General features: G+C 59.5%; 16 protein-coding genes and 1 riboswitch. Of the genes, 5 read left to right on the top strand and 11 right to left on the bottom strand.

Annotated elements, in window-relative coordinates:
• Nucleotides 1–22 precede the first annotated feature (22 nt).
• A complete protein-coding gene (locus JNO48_04915; GenBank protein QTE69241.1) occupies nucleotides 23–1006 on the bottom strand; it encodes a glycoside hydrolase family 130 protein in 984 nt (327 codons plus the stop codon).
• A gap of 192 nt (nucleotides 1007–1198) precedes the next feature.
• Here JNO48_04915 and JNO48_04910 point away from each other — a divergent pair, with 192 nt between their 5' ends.
• The gene (locus tag JNO48_04910) at nucleotides 1199–2971 is read left to right on the top strand and encodes a hypothetical protein (protein QTE69240.1); all 1773 of its coding nucleotides are present in this window, start codon (nucleotides 1199–1201) and stop codon (nucleotides 2969–2971) included.
• A gap of 59 nt (nucleotides 2972–3030) precedes the next feature.
• Nucleotides 3031–3909, top strand: a complete 879-nt coding sequence (locus JNO48_04905; GenBank protein ID QTE69239.1) for an endonuclease/exonuclease/phosphatase family protein — start codon at nucleotides 3031–3033, stop codon at nucleotides 3907–3909.
• Between the two features lie 93 nt (nucleotides 3910–4002).
• Here JNO48_04905 and JNO48_04900 read toward each other — a convergent pair whose 3' ends face one another.
• Nucleotides 4003–4521 (bottom strand): NUDIX domain-containing protein, encoded by a 519-nt coding sequence (locus JNO48_04900; GenBank protein ID QTE69238.1) that lies wholly within the window; start codon nucleotides 4519–4521, stop codon nucleotides 4003–4005.
• Between the two features lie 58 nt (nucleotides 4522–4579).
• Nucleotides 4580–5485, bottom strand: coding sequence for a homocysteine S-methyltransferase family protein (locus tag JNO48_04895; protein ID QTE69237.1), 906 nt, complete (start codon nucleotides 5483–5485; stop codon nucleotides 4580–4582).
• Between the two features lie 114 nt (nucleotides 5486–5599).
• Nucleotides 5600–5807, top strand: a riboswitch (cobalamin riboswitch).
• A 144-nt stretch (nucleotides 5808–5951) separates the two neighbouring features.
• On the opposite strand from JNO48_04895, the gene JNO48_04890 reads away from it, so the two are divergent.
• From JNO48_04890 to JNO48_04880, 3 genes are read left to right on the top strand one after another with little or no spacing between them, the layout of a single operon-like run.
• Nucleotides 5952–6866, top strand: coding sequence for an ABC transporter substrate-binding protein (locus JNO48_04890; protein QTE69236.1), 915 nt, complete (start codon nucleotides 5952–5954; stop codon nucleotides 6864–6866).
• Between the two features lie 59 nt (nucleotides 6867–6925).
• A complete protein-coding gene (locus JNO48_04885) occupies nucleotides 6926–7969 on the top strand; it encodes an iron ABC transporter permease (protein ID QTE69235.1) in 1044 nt (347 codons plus the stop codon).
• On the top strand, nucleotides 7969–8733 hold the full coding sequence (locus JNO48_04880; protein QTE69234.1) for an ABC transporter ATP-binding protein: 765 nt from the start codon (nucleotides 7969–7971) through the stop codon (nucleotides 8731–8733). Before JNO48_04885 ends, JNO48_04880 begins: the two co-directional genes overlap by 1 nt.
• 21 nt (nucleotides 8734–8754) lie before the next feature.
• Here JNO48_04880 and JNO48_04875 read toward each other — a convergent pair whose 3' ends face one another.
• The 8 genes from JNO48_04875 to JNO48_04840 are packed head-to-tail and all read right to left on the bottom strand — an operon-like array spanning nucleotide 8755 to nucleotide 14633.
• On the bottom strand, nucleotides 8755–9309 hold the full coding sequence (locus JNO48_04875; protein QTE69233.1) for a histidine phosphatase family protein: 555 nt from the start codon (nucleotides 9307–9309) through the stop codon (nucleotides 8755–8757).
• Nucleotides 9306–9635 carry a bifunctional adenosylcobinamide kinase/adenosylcobinamide-phosphate guanylyltransferase gene (locus JNO48_04870; GenBank protein ID QTE69232.1) on the bottom strand — a complete coding sequence of 110 codons (330 nt, stop codon included), beginning with the start codon at nucleotides 9633–9635 and terminating at the stop codon, nucleotides 9306–9308. The genes JNO48_04875 and JNO48_04870 overlap by 4 nt, the downstream gene beginning before the upstream one ends.
• Nucleotides 9632–10393: an adenosylcobinamide-GDP ribazoletransferase gene (locus JNO48_04865; protein ID QTE69231.1), complete on the bottom strand. Its 762-nt coding sequence runs from the start codon at nucleotides 10391–10393 to the stop codon at nucleotides 9632–9634. Before JNO48_04865 ends, JNO48_04870 begins: the two co-directional genes overlap by 4 nt.
• Nucleotides 10369–10899, bottom strand: coding sequence for a bifunctional adenosylcobinamide kinase/adenosylcobinamide-phosphate guanylyltransferase (locus JNO48_04860; protein QTE69230.1), 531 nt, complete (start codon nucleotides 10897–10899; stop codon nucleotides 10369–10371). Before JNO48_04860 ends, JNO48_04865 begins: the two co-directional genes overlap by 25 nt.
• Nucleotides 10896–11915: a nicotinate-nucleotide--dimethylbenzimidazole phosphoribosyltransferase gene (gene cobT / locus JNO48_04855; protein ID QTE69229.1), complete on the bottom strand. Its 1020-nt coding sequence runs from the start codon at nucleotides 11913–11915 to the stop codon at nucleotides 10896–10898. Before cobT ends, JNO48_04860 begins: the two co-directional genes overlap by 4 nt.
• Nucleotides 11912–12196, bottom strand: coding sequence for a cysteine-rich small domain-containing protein (locus JNO48_04850; GenBank protein ID QTE69228.1), 285 nt, complete (start codon nucleotides 12194–12196; stop codon nucleotides 11912–11914). The genes cobT and JNO48_04850 overlap by 4 nt, the downstream gene beginning before the upstream one ends.
• The gene (cobD, locus tag JNO48_04845; GenBank protein ID QTE69227.1) at nucleotides 12193–13146 is read right to left on the bottom strand and encodes a cobalamin biosynthesis protein CobD; all 954 of its coding nucleotides are present in this window, start codon (nucleotides 13144–13146) and stop codon (nucleotides 12193–12195) included. The genes JNO48_04850 and cobD overlap by 4 nt, the downstream gene beginning before the upstream one ends.
• Complete coding sequence (locus JNO48_04840; protein ID QTE69683.1) at nucleotides 13122–14633, bottom strand: cobyric acid synthase; 1512 nt, start codon at nucleotides 14631–14633, stop codon at nucleotides 13122–13124. Before JNO48_04840 ends, cobD begins: the two co-directional genes overlap by 25 nt.
• Between the last annotated feature and the right edge of the window lie 4 nt (nucleotides 14634–14637).

The raw sequence follows: 14637 nt of genomic DNA, 5'->3' as shown, positions 1-14637 counted from the left end.
GTCTGATATTCTGTCCTGCCTGTTATTCCTGCAGGCAAAGGGCGATGATGTCGTCGGTCTTTGCTTCGGCCAGCGCAATTACGGTATCCGCGGCGCCGTAATAGATCCGCAGTTTTCCGCCTGAAACCGGGACTGCGGCGGTGGGGAAAACGACATTCTGCCGGAAGCCCTCCCGCGCTTCATATTCCGTTTCCGGCGCCAGCAGGGGGACCCGGGTGCACCCGGTCATTTTCCACGGTTCATCCCGATCCAGCAGGACGGCTGCGGCGCAGTAACGCTTGGTCCAGCGGTCTTCCCAGCCGTTTTTTCCGCGCTCCGGATCGATATCCACCGTATGCGTGATTGCGAGCCAGCCTTTTTCCGTGAACACAGGCGGCGCACCGGGACCGATTTTGTCATTGGCGAAAGGGAAATCCTCCACGCCGGCCACAAGCCGGGAATTGCCCCAGTGAATGAGATCCGGGCTTTCGCTCCACCAGATATCGAACCGGTCCTTATGGCCCCGGCTGTAGACGGGCATGGGACGCTCCAGGCGCATATACATGCCCCGGTATTTCTGCGGGAAGAGGACCATATTCCGGTTGTCCGGAACGCTCATGGACAGGATCTCAAAATGATGCAGGTCGGCGGTATGCGCGATGCCGCCCCGCAGGCCGTGCCGGGTATCGACCGCAAAGGTCATATAAACCTCGCCGTCGATTACCGTAAGCCGCGGATCATAAACCCGCCGGATTTCATCATCCTTTACGGAGAAAACCGGCTGTTCCTCCACCTGCCAGTGAAGGCCGTCCGGACTGAGAGCCAGCCCCAGGTTGGTTCCCGAAAAGCTGGCACGTCCGATATAGCCGTAATCGTTGCGGAAAACCATGGCATAACCGCCCTGCCAGGGGATGACGCCCGCATTGAAGACCAGGTCGCTGGAGAACGGGACATCCTTGCTGGTCAGTACCGGATTTCCGGGATACCTGGATATACATGGATGGGAAACGAGATGCTCTTCCGACATAGGCCGCGCCTTCCTTTCATGAATCCGGAATCATTCCGCGGATGATCTTCCGATATGTGTCTGCTTTCTATACCTGGATCCATTATACACGACAATCCTGGCAAATGGAACCGGAAAACAACCCGGAGCGGCAGGGAAGATGCCGGTCAGAAGACGGACCTGCGGCCTGGCCGAAGGATAAGGAGAAAGACAATGAGCGCCTGTATCCGAGACGAGTATTACCGGCTTCTGAAAGAGTGGCTGGACGCCCTGCTGGCCTGCACGATGAACGATCCGGTTCATCCGTCTGTGGACGGCGCGATCCTGTGCCCGGCGTGCACGGCCATTCACGGCCGCTGCCATGAGGCGGTTTACCCGCTGATGGCGATGGCAGAGTTATCCGGGGAGCGAAAATACCTGGATGCGGCCAGGAAACTCTTCCGGTGGTCATCCTGCATGCTTTGCGATGACGGAAGCCTGTACAATGATTCGCAGAGCGCATGGAACGGCACCACCGTATTCGGCGCCATCAGCCTGTTCCAGGCGCTCCGGCACCACGGACAGCTGCTGGAGGCAGGAGAAAGAAAAGAATGGGAAGACCGCCTGTTCAGAATGGCCGGGTGGCTTCAGGACGGCATTTCCCCGGAAAAGAAATTCAACATCAACTATATCGCCGCCAACGCGGCGGCGATGGCGCTGATCGGCTGTGATTACAGCCGGGACGAGATGACCGCACAGGCCCGAAAACTGGCCGGTTTTGCCTGCCGGTGTGTGACGGAGCAGGGACTTGTGTACGGTGAGGGCAGCCTGGAGAAAAACGCCACAGTACGGGGCGGGAGCGCGGTCGACATCGGCTACAATGTGGAGGAAACGCTCCCGTCCCTTTTTGAGTATGCCCGGGCAATGCAGGACGAAGACGCGATGGCCGTCGTGCGGAAGGCGGCCAGGGCCCACCTGGACCTGATGCTTCCGGACGGCGCGTGGGACAACAGCTTCGGATCGCGCAATTTCAAATGGACCTACTGGGGAAGCCGCACTGCCGACGGATGCCAGGCGATGCTGAACGCGCTGGGGAAAGCTGATCCCGTATTTGCGGAGGCGGCATACCGGAACCTGATGCTGTACCGACGCTGCACGGACGGCCTGCTGTACGGCGGACCGCATTACCGGCGCCACGGCGAGCCGGCTTGTGTGCATCACGCGTTCTGCCACGCCAAGGTACTGGCCCAGGCCCTGGACGAAGGTATCGCAGAATTCGAGCGTACCGCCATCCCGGCGGATGAACCGGAGATGCTGAAGCATTATCCGGAGACCGAAACATACCGGCTTCGCTGCGGCGGCTGGCGGATGACCGTGTGTGCCGGGGATTTCCCGTATATGAAGGGCGGGCACGCGTCCGGCGGGACAATCACCCTGCTGTGGCACCGGGAATACGGGCCGGTGTTTGCGGCGGCCAATACGGACTTTTCCATGCGCGAGCCGATGAACCAGCAGCTGACGCGAAAGAAGAAACTGCTGGGGTCCCTGTGCCCGCGGCTGGAGAAACAGGAGAACGGAACGATCTGGTCCCAGGTGTATGACTTCGGGACTGCTGTAACCGTTCAATCTGAACCGGACCGGGTTATTGTCCGCACAGAGGGGACCCTGTGCGACACATCCCACCGGCCGTCCGCGGAAGGGGAGAAATTCAGCCTGGAATATACGCTGACCGAACAGGGCCTGGCTGTGAAAGGCGGGCTTACATCCGGCGCGGAAACCGGCGCTGCGCTGATCCTGCCGGTGATCCGGAGCGGCGGGGAGACGGCTGTTTCCGGCTGCAGCGCTTTGATCGGCGGCCAGATCCGCGTCACATCCGCCACAGCCATTGAATACGAGGGCACGGTGTTCAACCCGGCTCCAGGATTTGAAGCGGAGAACCTGCGGATTCATCCCGGCAGGGACGGCCTGTTCGACGTGATGATCTCCGTGGAGGAAGTATCCGGCTGAACGGATCCGGGTATGTAACGGAAAAACGATCCGCCTGTATTCAGAAGGGAGATATCGCCATGAAACAGAGAACCCGGCTGGCTGTTCTGCTAATCCTGGTCCTGACGCTGTGCCTGGTTCCGCCGGGCATTGCGGAAGAGCCCGACGATGACCCCGGACTGGCGGAGGGCGCGAGCCTCCGCATCATGTCCTACAATATCCTGCATCCGGACTGGAGCCGGGTCCCGGTGAAGGGCCGGGATGAGATTGTGGCCGGGATCCTGCAGTACTACATGCCGGACGTGGCGGCTCTCCAGGAGGCGGGGGCCAAATGGCATAAGGCGCTGAAGCCCCTGCTGACGGAACCGGGCATTTATGCCACGGCCTGCCGGAAGAGCAACGCCGACGGATTCCTCTACAATACGACCTGTTTCCTGTACAATCCGCAGACCGTAAACCTGGTGGAGGAGTACATCCTGGACCTGGACTACAAGAGTCCCTCCCGGGTATTTTCGGTGGCTGTTTTTGAAAGACGGTCCGACGGCACCCGGTTTGTGATGACCAACACGCATCCCGCCCCGCGGGATGAGCCCGAAAACTATGCGCGCAATATGTCGGACCTGACGGCCTTTGCCGCCGAGACCGCACAGAAATACGCGGGCCTGCCGATCATCATGGCGGGTGATTTCAACACCCCGGAGCAGTCGGAACTGTACCGGGAATTCATGCAGGCGGCCGGCGTCCGGGACGCCAAGTATGAAGCCGGGGTGCAGGTCCGCGGCTGTTCCACCTTCTTCGGATATCAGGTGCCGCCCGATCCCGGGGATACCGAACTCTGTGTTGACCACCTGTTTGTGGGCGGAAACGTGGACGTCCGGCTGTACAACGCGGTCATCGGCCACGATGTACAGAATGCTTCGGACCATATTCCCGTCTACATGGATATTGACCTGAAGTAATCCGAAGGCCGGCTGCACAGGAATATAAACTAAAAAACAAACCGGCTGCCTTCAGGCAGCCGGTTTCGCTATAGGTTCGGGAGCGTCATCTGATCAGGTTTTTCTGGCGGGATATTCGCCGGATGATTCCAGGTCATCCAGGCAGGCGTTCAGGAAACGCCCGGCCAGGATTTCCGGATTGACGTTTTTCCGGGCTTCATTGAAAGAAAACCAGGCCCATGAATCGATCTCATAGTTGGGGCTGAACTCGCTGTCATCCTTCACGAAGGCGGTGAAATTGCACATCAGCGTATTGGACGGCTCGAAAAACTGCGTCCGGTTGAACCGGATCCGGACGGCGGTCATGCCGGTTTCCTCCTTCAGTTCCCGGGCGACGGCGTGCTCCAGCGGCTCGGTGCGGTTGACATAGCCGGCGACCAGCCGGTAGAAATCCTTTCCGTACTGCCTGACCAGCAGGGTTTTGCGGTTTTCCTTGTTGATGACGATCATGCTGACGGCAACATTGTACATGGGAAAGCGGAATTCCCTGCACCGGGGACAGAAGGGGACAATCCCCTCATGCTCCAGTTCCCGGTTTTCCAGCAGGGTTCCGCAAACCTGGCAGTGGCTCATCGGACAGCCCTCTTTTCTGTGGGATATGGTTTTTACATATCAGGACTTAAATATATAATCAAGGATGGCGGCGGGTGTCAATGCCAGCGGGATTATCCGGGTGCCGGGAATCCAGATACTCCCGGATCAGGCGGATGTATTCCGGAGTGGTTCCGCAGCAGCCGCCGACCAGGACCGCGCCGCTTTTCACACAGTCCAGCAAAATGGAAGCAAAACAGGTTTTCCCGACCGGATATTTCCCATTGGACGGAATTCCGGCGTTCGGCTTGCAGATCACCGGCAGGGCGGTTCGAGCGCGAACTTTCGCGATGAAGTCCGGCAGTTCATCCGAAGCTGCGACGCAATTGACACCGATGGCTGCCGCTCCGGCTTTTTCCACGGCTTCAAACGCCTCCGCAATTGTTTCCCCGGACCAGAGATAATCCGCATTTCTGCAGGTGAACGAAACCATTACCGCCGGGACATCCGGACCCTTTGCAAGTTCCAGGACTGCGAGCGCTTCCGCGGAATCCATCAGCGTCTCCGCCGCCAGGAGATCCGCACCGGCAGCGATCAGCGCTTCCATCTGGCGGAGGTAAGCCGCTTTCATCTGCCGGGGACTGTCTTCCTGTCCGGGATCAATACACCCGTGCATGGTGGTTATGTCTCCCGCCACCAGGCAGCCCGGGGCGGCCTTTCGGGAAAGCGCAACGAGTTCCCGGTTGATTGATTCTGCTTTCTCCGCAAGGTTCCATTTTGACAGTGCCAGGGGCTGGGCCCGGAACGTCGGAGCATAGATGATTTCACTGCCGGCGGATGCATATGCCTGCTGGAGGGCCAGCAGCGGCTGCGGATGCTCCAGGATCCATTGCTCCGGGCAGACGTTCCGGGGCATTCCGGCTTTCCACAGTTCCGTCCCGGTGGCTCCGTCCAGCAGATGAACGCCTGAAGAAAAGCGCCGGATAAACTCATCGCGGGTAAGCATGCCAGATTCCTCCACTGCCTGTTCCGGCTATCATGTATACTGATTGTATCCTTTTGCGGCCCGGAACACAATGATCAATTGACGGGCGGTTCCGCGGACTATATAATGTTCACGACAAATGAATAGCCGGTGTATCTGCGCAGCGATGCGCGGCGCTTTATGGAGAATGAAGCGTCATAGGAATACGGATGAAAGTTCCGGGCTATCCCAGTAACCGTGAAGCGGACGAAAGCACGTTCAGAAGCCACTGTCGGACAGACGGGAAGGTGTGCAAGTAGGATGAGGCCAAGCCGGGAGACTTGTTTACACCGTGAATTGATCATTCCCCTGGGGGTGGGATATGCTAGGAAACCTGCAAGGCAAAAACATGCGGGTTTTGTTGGCGTGCCTCGGGGAGGGACGCTTTTCTTTTGTGAAAACACCCTCCCGCTGATTCATTTGATCATTTTTTGAGGAGGGACATGATATGTCCAAGAAACTGGTTTCCCTTTTCCTGGCTCTCCTGATGGTCTTCGGCACCGCCTCTGTGCTGGCTGAGGACACCGGGATCACGGTGAAGGATATGTTTGACCGTGAAATCACCCTGGCTGAGCCGGCCACCCGCATCGTTGTGATGCAGCCTTCCGACTGTGAGATCCTGTGCGCCTTGGGCTGCGAGGATACGATTGTCGGACGCGGAAAGTATGTGGATTACCCGGCTTCCATCCTGGACGTGCCGGTGGTCCAGTCCGGCGCAGAGACCAATGTGGAAGAAATCCTGAAGCTCGAGCCCCAGGTTGTGCTGCTGAACAGCATGAGCCAGAGCGAAGAACAGGTACAGCAGCTGGAAGACAACGGCGTGAAGGTCGTTGTGAGCACCACCTCCAACATCGAGAGCGTGTACACCGCGATCACCCTGATCGGCAAGCTGATGGGCAAGGACGCGGAAGCGGAGGCACTGATTGCCGATATGCAGAGCACTTTTGACGAGATCAAAGCCAAGAGCGCCGGCATGGACAAAAAAGTATACTTTGAGATTTCCCCGCTGCAGTGGGGCCTGTATTCCGCCGGACGCAGCAGCTATATGAACGAGCTGGCGGAAATCTGCGGCCTGAAGAACATCTTTGACGACCTGGAAGACGCCTGGGCAATGGTCAGCGAGGAGCAGGTCATTGAACGCAATCCGGATTATATCGTGCTGATTACCGGCATGGGCAGCGAGGGCGTTGAGGAAGTTCTTTCCCGGAACGGCTGGGAAGATATCAGCGCCATCAAAAACGTAAAGGTCTTCAATGACGACGACAGCTGCATGGCCCGGCCCAGCCCCCGCCTGAAGGATGCCGCCATCGAACTGTACAACTTTGTGAATGATATCGAGGCCGAAGAAGCACCGGCTGCCTGATTCTCCATTCTCCGGGGAGCCGGATTGTTTCCGGCTCCCCGGTTTACCACGAGGTTACCATGCAGGATACACGACAGCTCAGACGGGAGAAATTTACTCCCCTGACCTATCTTTTACTGACGGTTGCATTGTTCTTTACAATGGCGCTGTGCATCTGTGTCGGCAGTGTCCGGATTTCCTTTTCCGATACAGTGACCGCGGTATGGAACGCGGTATGGGGACTGCCCATTCCCGAGAACATCGCCCGAAATATCATCCTGAATGTCCGGCTGCCCCGCGTCCTCTGTGTGACGCTGGCCGGGGCGGCTTTATCCATATGCGGCGCGGCCATGCAGGGGCTGCTGCGCAATCCGCTTGCCGACGGATCCACGATGGGCGTATCCTCCGGCGCGGCACTGGGCGCGATCATCGCGATCGCGACCGGATTTACCCTGCCGGGGATTTCCTTCGGCGGCAGCATGGTGATGGCCATGGCATTTGCCTTCGGCTCCCTGATCCTGATCCTTTCGCTGGCTTATACGCTGGACCGCTCGCTGAGCACCGGCAGTATCATCCTGATCGGCGTAATCTTTACGATGCTGATGTCTGCCATCATCTCGCTGGTGATCACCTTTGCCAGCGACCATACCCGGTCTTTGAGCTTCTGGACGATGGGATCCTTCTCCGGGACGAATTATGACCACGTGAAGGTGATGGGCGCGGCCCTTCTCCTCTGCGGGGGGATCCTGATCCGGTACAGCCCGGAACTGAACGCATTCGCGATCGGGGAGGACAATGCCCGCCATATCGGCGTGAATGTGAAGCGGGTGAAGCTGATTATCCTGATCACTGTTTCCGTGCTGATCGGCGTATGCGTTTCCATTGCGGGTACGGTGAGCTTTGTGGGCCTGATCATGCCGCATATTGCCCGGATGCTGGTCGGCCCGAACCATAAACGCCTGTTGCCCGGCGCCCTGTTTTCCGGGGCAATCTTCCTGCTGCTCGCGGACCTGACGGCCCGTACGCTCCTCAGCCCCATCGAGCTCCCGATCGGTGTGGTGACATCCATCGTCGGGGCGGTTTCCTTTGTCATTATTTTCTACCGGACCAGGAAGGCGGGGTGATGCGGATGCTGACAGGAGAACATATCACCGTCCGCTACGGGGACAGCGCTGTGGTGGATGACCTTTCCTTCCGCCTGGACGAAGGGCAATGGCTGATGCTGGCCGGCCCGAATGGCGCGGGAAAGTCCACGCTGATTGAAACGATCGCGCAGGGGACTCCGTATACCGGAAGCATCCGGTGGGAAAACGAAGATATCCGCAGCATGAAGGCTGCCCGGCTGGCGCAGCGGATCGGCGTACTGTCCCAGAAGAACAATGTAAGCTATGCCTATACGGTGGAAGAAGTGGTCGGACTGGGGCGGTATGCCTATAAGGGCGGCCTGTTTTCCGGCCGGGATGACGCCGGAGAGGCGCAGGTGGAAAAAGCGCTGGAAATGACCGGACTGACGGAGCTGCGGCATGCCAGCATGCTGACACTGTCCGGCGGGGAAACCCAGCGGGTTTTCCTGGCCCAGGTGTTTGCCCAGAATCCCCAGGTACTGATCCTGGATGAACCGGCCAATCACCTGGACCTGAAATACCAGCAGCATATTTTCTCCCTGATCCGGGAATGGCTCAAAGAACCGGGCAGGGCTGTGCTGTCTGTGGTACATGACCTGAGCCTGGCCAGGCGTTACGGAACCCATGCGATCCTGATGGATCACGGAAAAAGCATCGCCCATGGGGAAATCCGCGAGGTGATGGCACCCGATACCCTGCAGCAGGTATACGGAATGAACGTATATGAATGGATGCGGGAAATGCTCTCCCAGTGGCAGGAATGACCGGACCGGGAGACAGACGAATCAGAACCCGAGGGCTTTGTATGAACCGTCATTTTCCAGAATATACCCGAGTCCGTTCCGGACCTGGAAATCATAATAGGACCCCTTCGGGGAAGCCATGGCTTCCATAATCGCCATGATGGTACCGCCGTGCACGATGAGTGCACGGTTTTCCTTTTCCCCGCAGGGCGGAAGGGAACGGAAAGCCGCAACGCTGCGGGCGGAGAACGCTTCACGGCTTTCACCGCCGGGGAAGGGCAGCGTGCCGCCGGAGTCAATCCACGCCTGGTAATCTGCGTTTCCGTTCAGCTCAGTATAGTTTTTATACTCAAACGCGCCGAAGTCGCATTCCCGGAAATCCGGAACAATCCGGACGGGAAGGCCGGGATAAATGATTCCGGCCGTTTCCAGGCAGCGCTTCATGGGACTGGCATATACACACTGCACATCCGGATATGAAAGCTGTTTCAGCCGGAGGATCCCCTCCGGGCAGAGCGGCTCATCGGTCCGGCTGCCGACATACCGCTTTTCCAGGTTCCCCTGCGTCATTCCGTGGCGGATGAGGATCCAGCTCATTTGATCCGCACCCCGATTCCGCATACGCACCGGGTGACTTCAACGGCATTCCGGGCGATGACGCACAGCACACGGCCGACCGCTTCCCGGAAGGCACGGTCTTCCGCTGCCAACGGCACAACGCCCGCACCGACCTCGTCCGCGGCAACCACTGCATCCGGATGCTCCCGGCAGAACTGTTCCGCAAAAGCACGGGGATCCAGACCGCCTTTCACGACCTCCCGGCGGATGGTTTCATGGAAATCCGGAAAGACCGGGGCGCCGGGATTCTCCCGCCGCGCCAGCTCTTCCTGGCCCTGGTATGCCCCGCCGATATACAGTTTCACAGCAGTTTCCCTCCGATCACGATTACCGCGGAAAGCACCAGCTCCGTGACCTGCAGGAACCAGCCTGCCAGGTCGCCGGTGACTCCGCCGAACTGTTTATAGGCCATATGCTGATAATACAGGAAGCAAAGCACTGCCGCCAGCGCGCAGAGCGGGGCAATCCAGCCGCCGGAGATGAGCCACAGGAGCAGGCACAAAGCCGCGTAGACGGCGCAGCTGAGCATGACCGCATGCTGCCCGGAGGCTTTGGCCGTGTCATCCAGCATGCCCTGGTTCCGGGCATTCTTCAGCCGCAGCAGCGCAAAGGCGCTGAGCGCCCGGGACAGCACGAACACGCCGATGAAGCGGATCCCGTCAGCGGGAGCGGCCTCGGCATAAAGCGCTGCAGAAAGAAGCAGGTATCCCGCACAGCCCATGACCGCAAAGGCGCCGACATGGCTGTCCTTCAGGATCTCCAGGCGCTTTTCCTTCGGCTGCCAGGAGGCCAGGGCATCAATGGTATCCATATAGCCGTCCATATGGATTCCGCCGGTGAGCAGCAGGGGAATTATCGCGGAAACCGCGCCCCGGAGGAACGGGCCGATCTTCAGGCTGCCGCACAGGGCCAGCCAGCCCCACAGCAGCAGGCCGATGACCAGGCCGACCAGCGGGAAGAAGCACATGCTCCAGCGGCGGTTTTCCTCATTCCATTCCACCTGCGGAACGGGAATGCGGGAATAGGTGGAAAACGCGATCAGCAGGGAACGGAACACAGGCATGGGACCTCTCCTTTCAGCACAACCGGAATGGAATAAACCATTTCAACCACACAGTCCGCCATCCCGGCTGCCTCCCGGTGAATATCCGCCAGGCAGCGCAGGTATTCCTGCACGGAAGGGGAATAATTCCCGCCGTCGGAAAACAGGTCGTTGGTGACCATGACCAGGTGGCTGCACCGTGCGGCCAGGTCTTGCAGGGCGGGAACAATCCGGGCCGGATTGCCGCCGTCAAACATTTCGTTGGCGGTCAGATTGACCAGGTCCTCCAGCAGCACGACGCTTCCGTCTTCCACCGGTGCAGACGCCAGGTCTTTTTCGCATTCAACGGTCCGGAATCCCAGGCCGGCCCGCTGGGCCCGATGCCGCTGCACCCGGATTTCCGACTCCCGGTCATAAACCTGCATCGTGGCGATATATACCCGTTTTCCGGAAAGCAGGGACTGCACCAGCTTCTCCGCCCAGGTCGACTTTCCGCAGCCGCTGCCCCCGGTGACCAGAATAATCACGGCAGTTCCTCCTGGGGCGAATACGCCTCCATTTTCAATGCTTCAAAAGTATGCGGCCCGTTGTAAACCTTCAGCGCCATATCCAGCAGGGGCAGCAGCAGGATTCCGCCGGTTCCTTCCCCCAGCGCCGTCTGCGCGCAGATCACCGGTTCCAGTCCCAGGGAATCCAGGATCAGGCGGTCCGCCGGCTCTTTGCTGACCGGACCGGGCAGCAGGGTATCGGTGACTTCGGAATTCATCCGGGAAGCCAGAAGGGCGGATGCCGCGGGAATCATTCCGTCCGGAATGGTCGGAATATGGTATTTCAGGCCGCCGAGATACGCTCCGGCCATCCCGGCCAGTTCAAATCCGCCGAGCTTAGCGAGGACATCCATGGGGTCATCCGCATCCGGCCGGTTGACCTCAACGGCCCGGCGGATCGCGGCGATCTTCCGCCGGAGCCCCGCATCGGAAAGCCCCGCGCCGCGGCCTGTAACCTCTTCGGGAGGCAGGCCGAGCAATACCGATGTGACGGCGCTGGCGGCCGTTGTGTTGCCGATGCCCATCTCACCGATGACGGCGATCCGGTACCCCCGTTCCGAGAGGGTCTTCATCATATCGATTCCGGCCGCGACCGCTTTTTCCGCCTGTTCACGGCTCATGGCAGGACCTTCGGTGATGTCCGCGGTACCGCTTCCCACATGCCGGTCCGTCGTTCCAGGCACCCGGGTCAGCATTCCCATATCGACAGCCAGCACGTCCGCGTTTGCAGAGGATGCCATGAGGTTAATGTTCCCGGTTCCCTCCGCGATGGACTTCGCGACGAGGGCGGTGACTTCGCTGCCAGCCTGGCTGACGCCCTTCCGGACTACCCCGTGGTCCCCACAGAAGACCAGCGCGCAGCGCCGGTCAATGCGAACGTCCGGCGTGCCCTGTGTCCCGGCAATCCGGACGACCAGGTCTTCCAGGAGCCCGAGGGAATGCAGCGGTTTGGCAATGCTGTCCCACCGTTTCCGGGCTTGCTGCTGTACGTTCATTCTTCCTCTCCATCCATCCGCCGGACAACGGCCTTGATTTCATCAAACCGGGCAATGATCTGCCGGTAGTTTTCCTTCCGGTGCGGGAAGGTGCAGTCACGGCAGCTTTTGACCCCTTTTTCGGTATAATGGAAATTGCCGCCACACTGCTTTCCGAGCGTATAGAGCGGGCAGTAGCAGAACAGGCAGTTGAACTCCTCTTCGCAGATGCCTGCATGGCACGGGAAGTGCTCGCATTCCGTGTTCCGGAAAAAATGGCTGCTGTGATCTGTGCTGTTCATATCCAAATCCCCCACAGTAATCCGATGACCGCAATGACGGCCATCATCAGGAAAGCAGTAATATAGAGCAGTCGGACGGCCAGGCGGATATCCTTCCTTTCGGCCGGACGGTCCGCGTCGCCGATGGTCGGCTTCAGTACAGGCTTTCCGAAGTATTCATGCGTTCCGCCCAGCTGGATATGCAGCGCGCCGGCGGCGGCCGCTTCACTCCACGCGCAGTTGGGACTTTTGTGATTAGCGTGGTCCCGGCGGACGATACGCCAGGCGTTTTTTCCGTCCAGGCCGCCCAGAAAGGCGGCGCAGGTCATCAGCACGGCGGTCAGCCGGGCAGGAAGATAATTCAGCACATCATCCAGCTTTGCGCTGCTCCAGCCGATATCCCGGTATTTCTCGTCCATATAGCCCACCATGGAATCCAGTGTATTGGCAGCCTTGAAGCCCCAGAGCAGGACCGGGCCGCCGAGGAGCGCCCAGAACAGCGGGGAGATGACTCCGTCCGTGGTGTTCTCCGCCACGGTTTCCACCGCGGCCTTCACGATTTCTTCCTCATCCAGTCGGCTGGTATCCCGGCCGACAATGCGCGCAACCTGGTTCCGGGCAGCATAGATTCCGCGGTCAAACGATTTTTCCACATCCCCGGCTTCCTTTGCCATGCAGGTGACGGCGATTCCCATCCAGTTCATCAGCGCCATACCGATGAAAAGGGGAATCTGTCCCGCAAGATGGAGCAGGAACAGGATCAGCGCGGCAGCGGCCATGGTCAGCAGGACGGTGGACGCGGTGAGAAGCACTGCGCTTTTCCGCAGATTGCCACCCCGGGCGCGGAGGCGCTTTTCCGCGAAGGAGATATATTTGCCGATCAGCCGGACCGGATGATACAGCCATTCCGGATCTCCCAGCAGCAGATCCAGCAGGAAACCGGCAATCAGCGCAAGGATTCCGAAACGCATGAAACTGCCTCCCCGCGAATAATCCGGTATACGGCATCCATATCCACACTGCTGCGGACGATGGCCGCAATCCGGTCAAATTCCTTTTCCCGGAATTCCTCAAAGCTGACCGGGGCGGCAGCCGGATCCGAATCTCCGCGCAGTGTACGGACCTGGGACGCGACTGCGGCAAACAGCTGCCCGTCGTCAAACAGGCCGTGCAGGTGGGTGCCGAGCACATTGCCTTCCCGGTTCATGATGCCGTCCGCCTGTCCGCGGATCTGCAGCCACGGAACCGCTTCCGGTCCGACCGTTACTTTTCCCGCATGGATTTCATAGCCGTCTATCTCCGTTCCGGCATAGGGTGCAGTCCATCCGGAAGCACCGGTGATTACACCGACCGCCTGCGCGGTCTGCTTTTCCTTTTCAAAAACCACATCCATATCCAGCAGACCAAGCCCGGCAGCTTCCGGAACGGCGGATTCCGTATGATCCGGATCCCGGAGCCGGTTACCGAGCATCTGGTATCCTCCGCAGATACCGACGACCATTCTGCCGCGGCGCGCATGGCGGATAACGGCCTGGTCCAGCCCGCGGTTCCGCAGGTCGATCAGGTCCTCAATCGTATTCTTGGTGCCGGGAAGGACAATGAGGTCGGCGCTTTCCAGATCGCCGGCATTCTCCGCATAACGCAGGCGGCAGCCCGGCTGAAGGGCCAGGGACTGGAAATCGGTAAAGTTGGAAATATGGCGGAGCTTCACCACGGCAACATCAATATCTCCTGCACCGCCCTGGCGGCGGAAACGTTCCGTGACGCTGTCCTCATCCTCCAGCTCCACATCCATCCACGGAACGACGCCGAGGACGGGTATATGGATCCGGTCCTCCAGCATCCTTAAACCGGGTTCCAGGATTTTGACATCTCCCCGGAACTTGTTGATGATGATCCCCTTAACCCGGTTCCGCTCCTCTTCCGTCAGCAGCATCACCGTTCCCAGGAGGGAGGCGAACACGCCGCCGAGGTCGATATCCCCCACGAGGATGACCGGAGCGTCCGCGGACTGTGCCATGCTCATATTGACGATGTCGCCCTCCCGGAGATTGATCTCCGCGGGGCTTCCGGCGCCCTCAATGACCACACAGTCCACTTTGGCTTCCAGGAAGTCGTAAATCTCTTTGATCCGCCTGCGCAGGGCCGGTTTGTACTGATGGTATTCCATGGCGGTCATGTTCCCGATGGCTTTCCCCTCGACGATCACCTGGCTGCGGCGGTCTCCGGTCGGCTTGAGCAGCACCGGATTCATGCAGGCTTCCGGCTCGATGCCGGCGGCCTGGGCCTGCGTCACCTGGGCACGGCCCATTTCCAGCCCGCTGCGCGTGACAAAGGAATTGAGGGACATGTTCTGCGCCTTGAACGGGGCGACCTTCCAGCCGTCCTGCTTCATAATGCGGAGGAAGGCGCTGCACAGGACACTCTTTCCGACGGATGAGGCGGTCCCCTGGACCATCAGG

Source organism: Clostridiales bacterium, from assembly GCA_017569285.1.
In the GTDB taxonomy this organism is placed as follows: domain Bacteria; phylum Bacillota; class Clostridia; order Christensenellales; family Aristaeellaceae; genus Aristaeella.
The sequence above is the reverse complement of the archived record's forward strand: the minus strand, read 5'-3'. Positions and strand labels throughout refer to the sequence as shown.

Coding starts and splice junctions, on each gene's coding strand:
- JNO48_04905 (QTE69239.1), top strand. CDS start 3,031: ATGAAACAGAGAACCCGGCTGGCTGTTCTGCTAATCCTGGTCCTGACG.
- JNO48_04885 (QTE69235.1), top strand. CDS start 6,926: ATGCAGGATACACGACAGCTCAGACGGGAGAAATTTACTCCCCTGACC.
- cobD (QTE69227.1), bottom strand. CDS start 13,146: ATGCGTTTCGGAATCCTTGCGCTGATTGCCGGTTTCCTGCTGGATCTG.
- JNO48_04850 (QTE69228.1), bottom strand. CDS start 12,196: ATGAACAGCACAGATCACAGCAGCCATTTTTTCCGGAACACGGAATGC.
- JNO48_04900 (QTE69238.1), bottom strand. CDS start 4,521: ATGAGCCACTGCCAGGTTTGCGGAACCCTGCTGGAAAACCGGGAACTG.
- JNO48_04840 (QTE69683.1), bottom strand. CDS start 14,633: ATGGTCCAGGGGACCGCCTCATCCGTCGGAAAGAGTGTCCTGTGCAGC.
- JNO48_04865 (QTE69231.1), bottom strand. CDS start 10,393: ATGCCTGTGTTCCGTTCCCTGCTGATCGCGTTTTCCACCTATTCCCGC.
- JNO48_04875 (QTE69233.1), bottom strand. CDS start 9,309: ATGAGCTGGATCCTCATCCGCCACGGAATGACGCAGGGGAACCTGGAA.
- cobT (QTE69229.1), bottom strand. CDS start 11,915: ATGAACGTACAGCAGCAAGCCCGGAAACGGTGGGACAGCATTGCCAAA.
- JNO48_04890 (QTE69236.1), top strand. CDS start 5,952: ATGTCCAAGAAACTGGTTTCCCTTTTCCTGGCTCTCCTGATGGTCTTC.
- JNO48_04915 (QTE69241.1), bottom strand. CDS start 1,006: ATGTCGGAAGAGCATCTCGTTTCCCATCCATGTATATCCAGGTATCCC.
- JNO48_04895 (QTE69237.1), bottom strand. CDS start 5,485: ATGCTTACCCGCGATGAGTTTATCCGGCGCTTTTCTTCAGGCGTTCAT.
- JNO48_04910 (QTE69240.1), top strand. CDS start 1,199: ATGAGCGCCTGTATCCGAGACGAGTATTACCGGCTTCTGAAAGAGTGG.
- JNO48_04880 (QTE69234.1), top strand. CDS start 7,969: ATGCGGATGCTGACAGGAGAACATATCACCGTCCGCTACGGGGACAGC.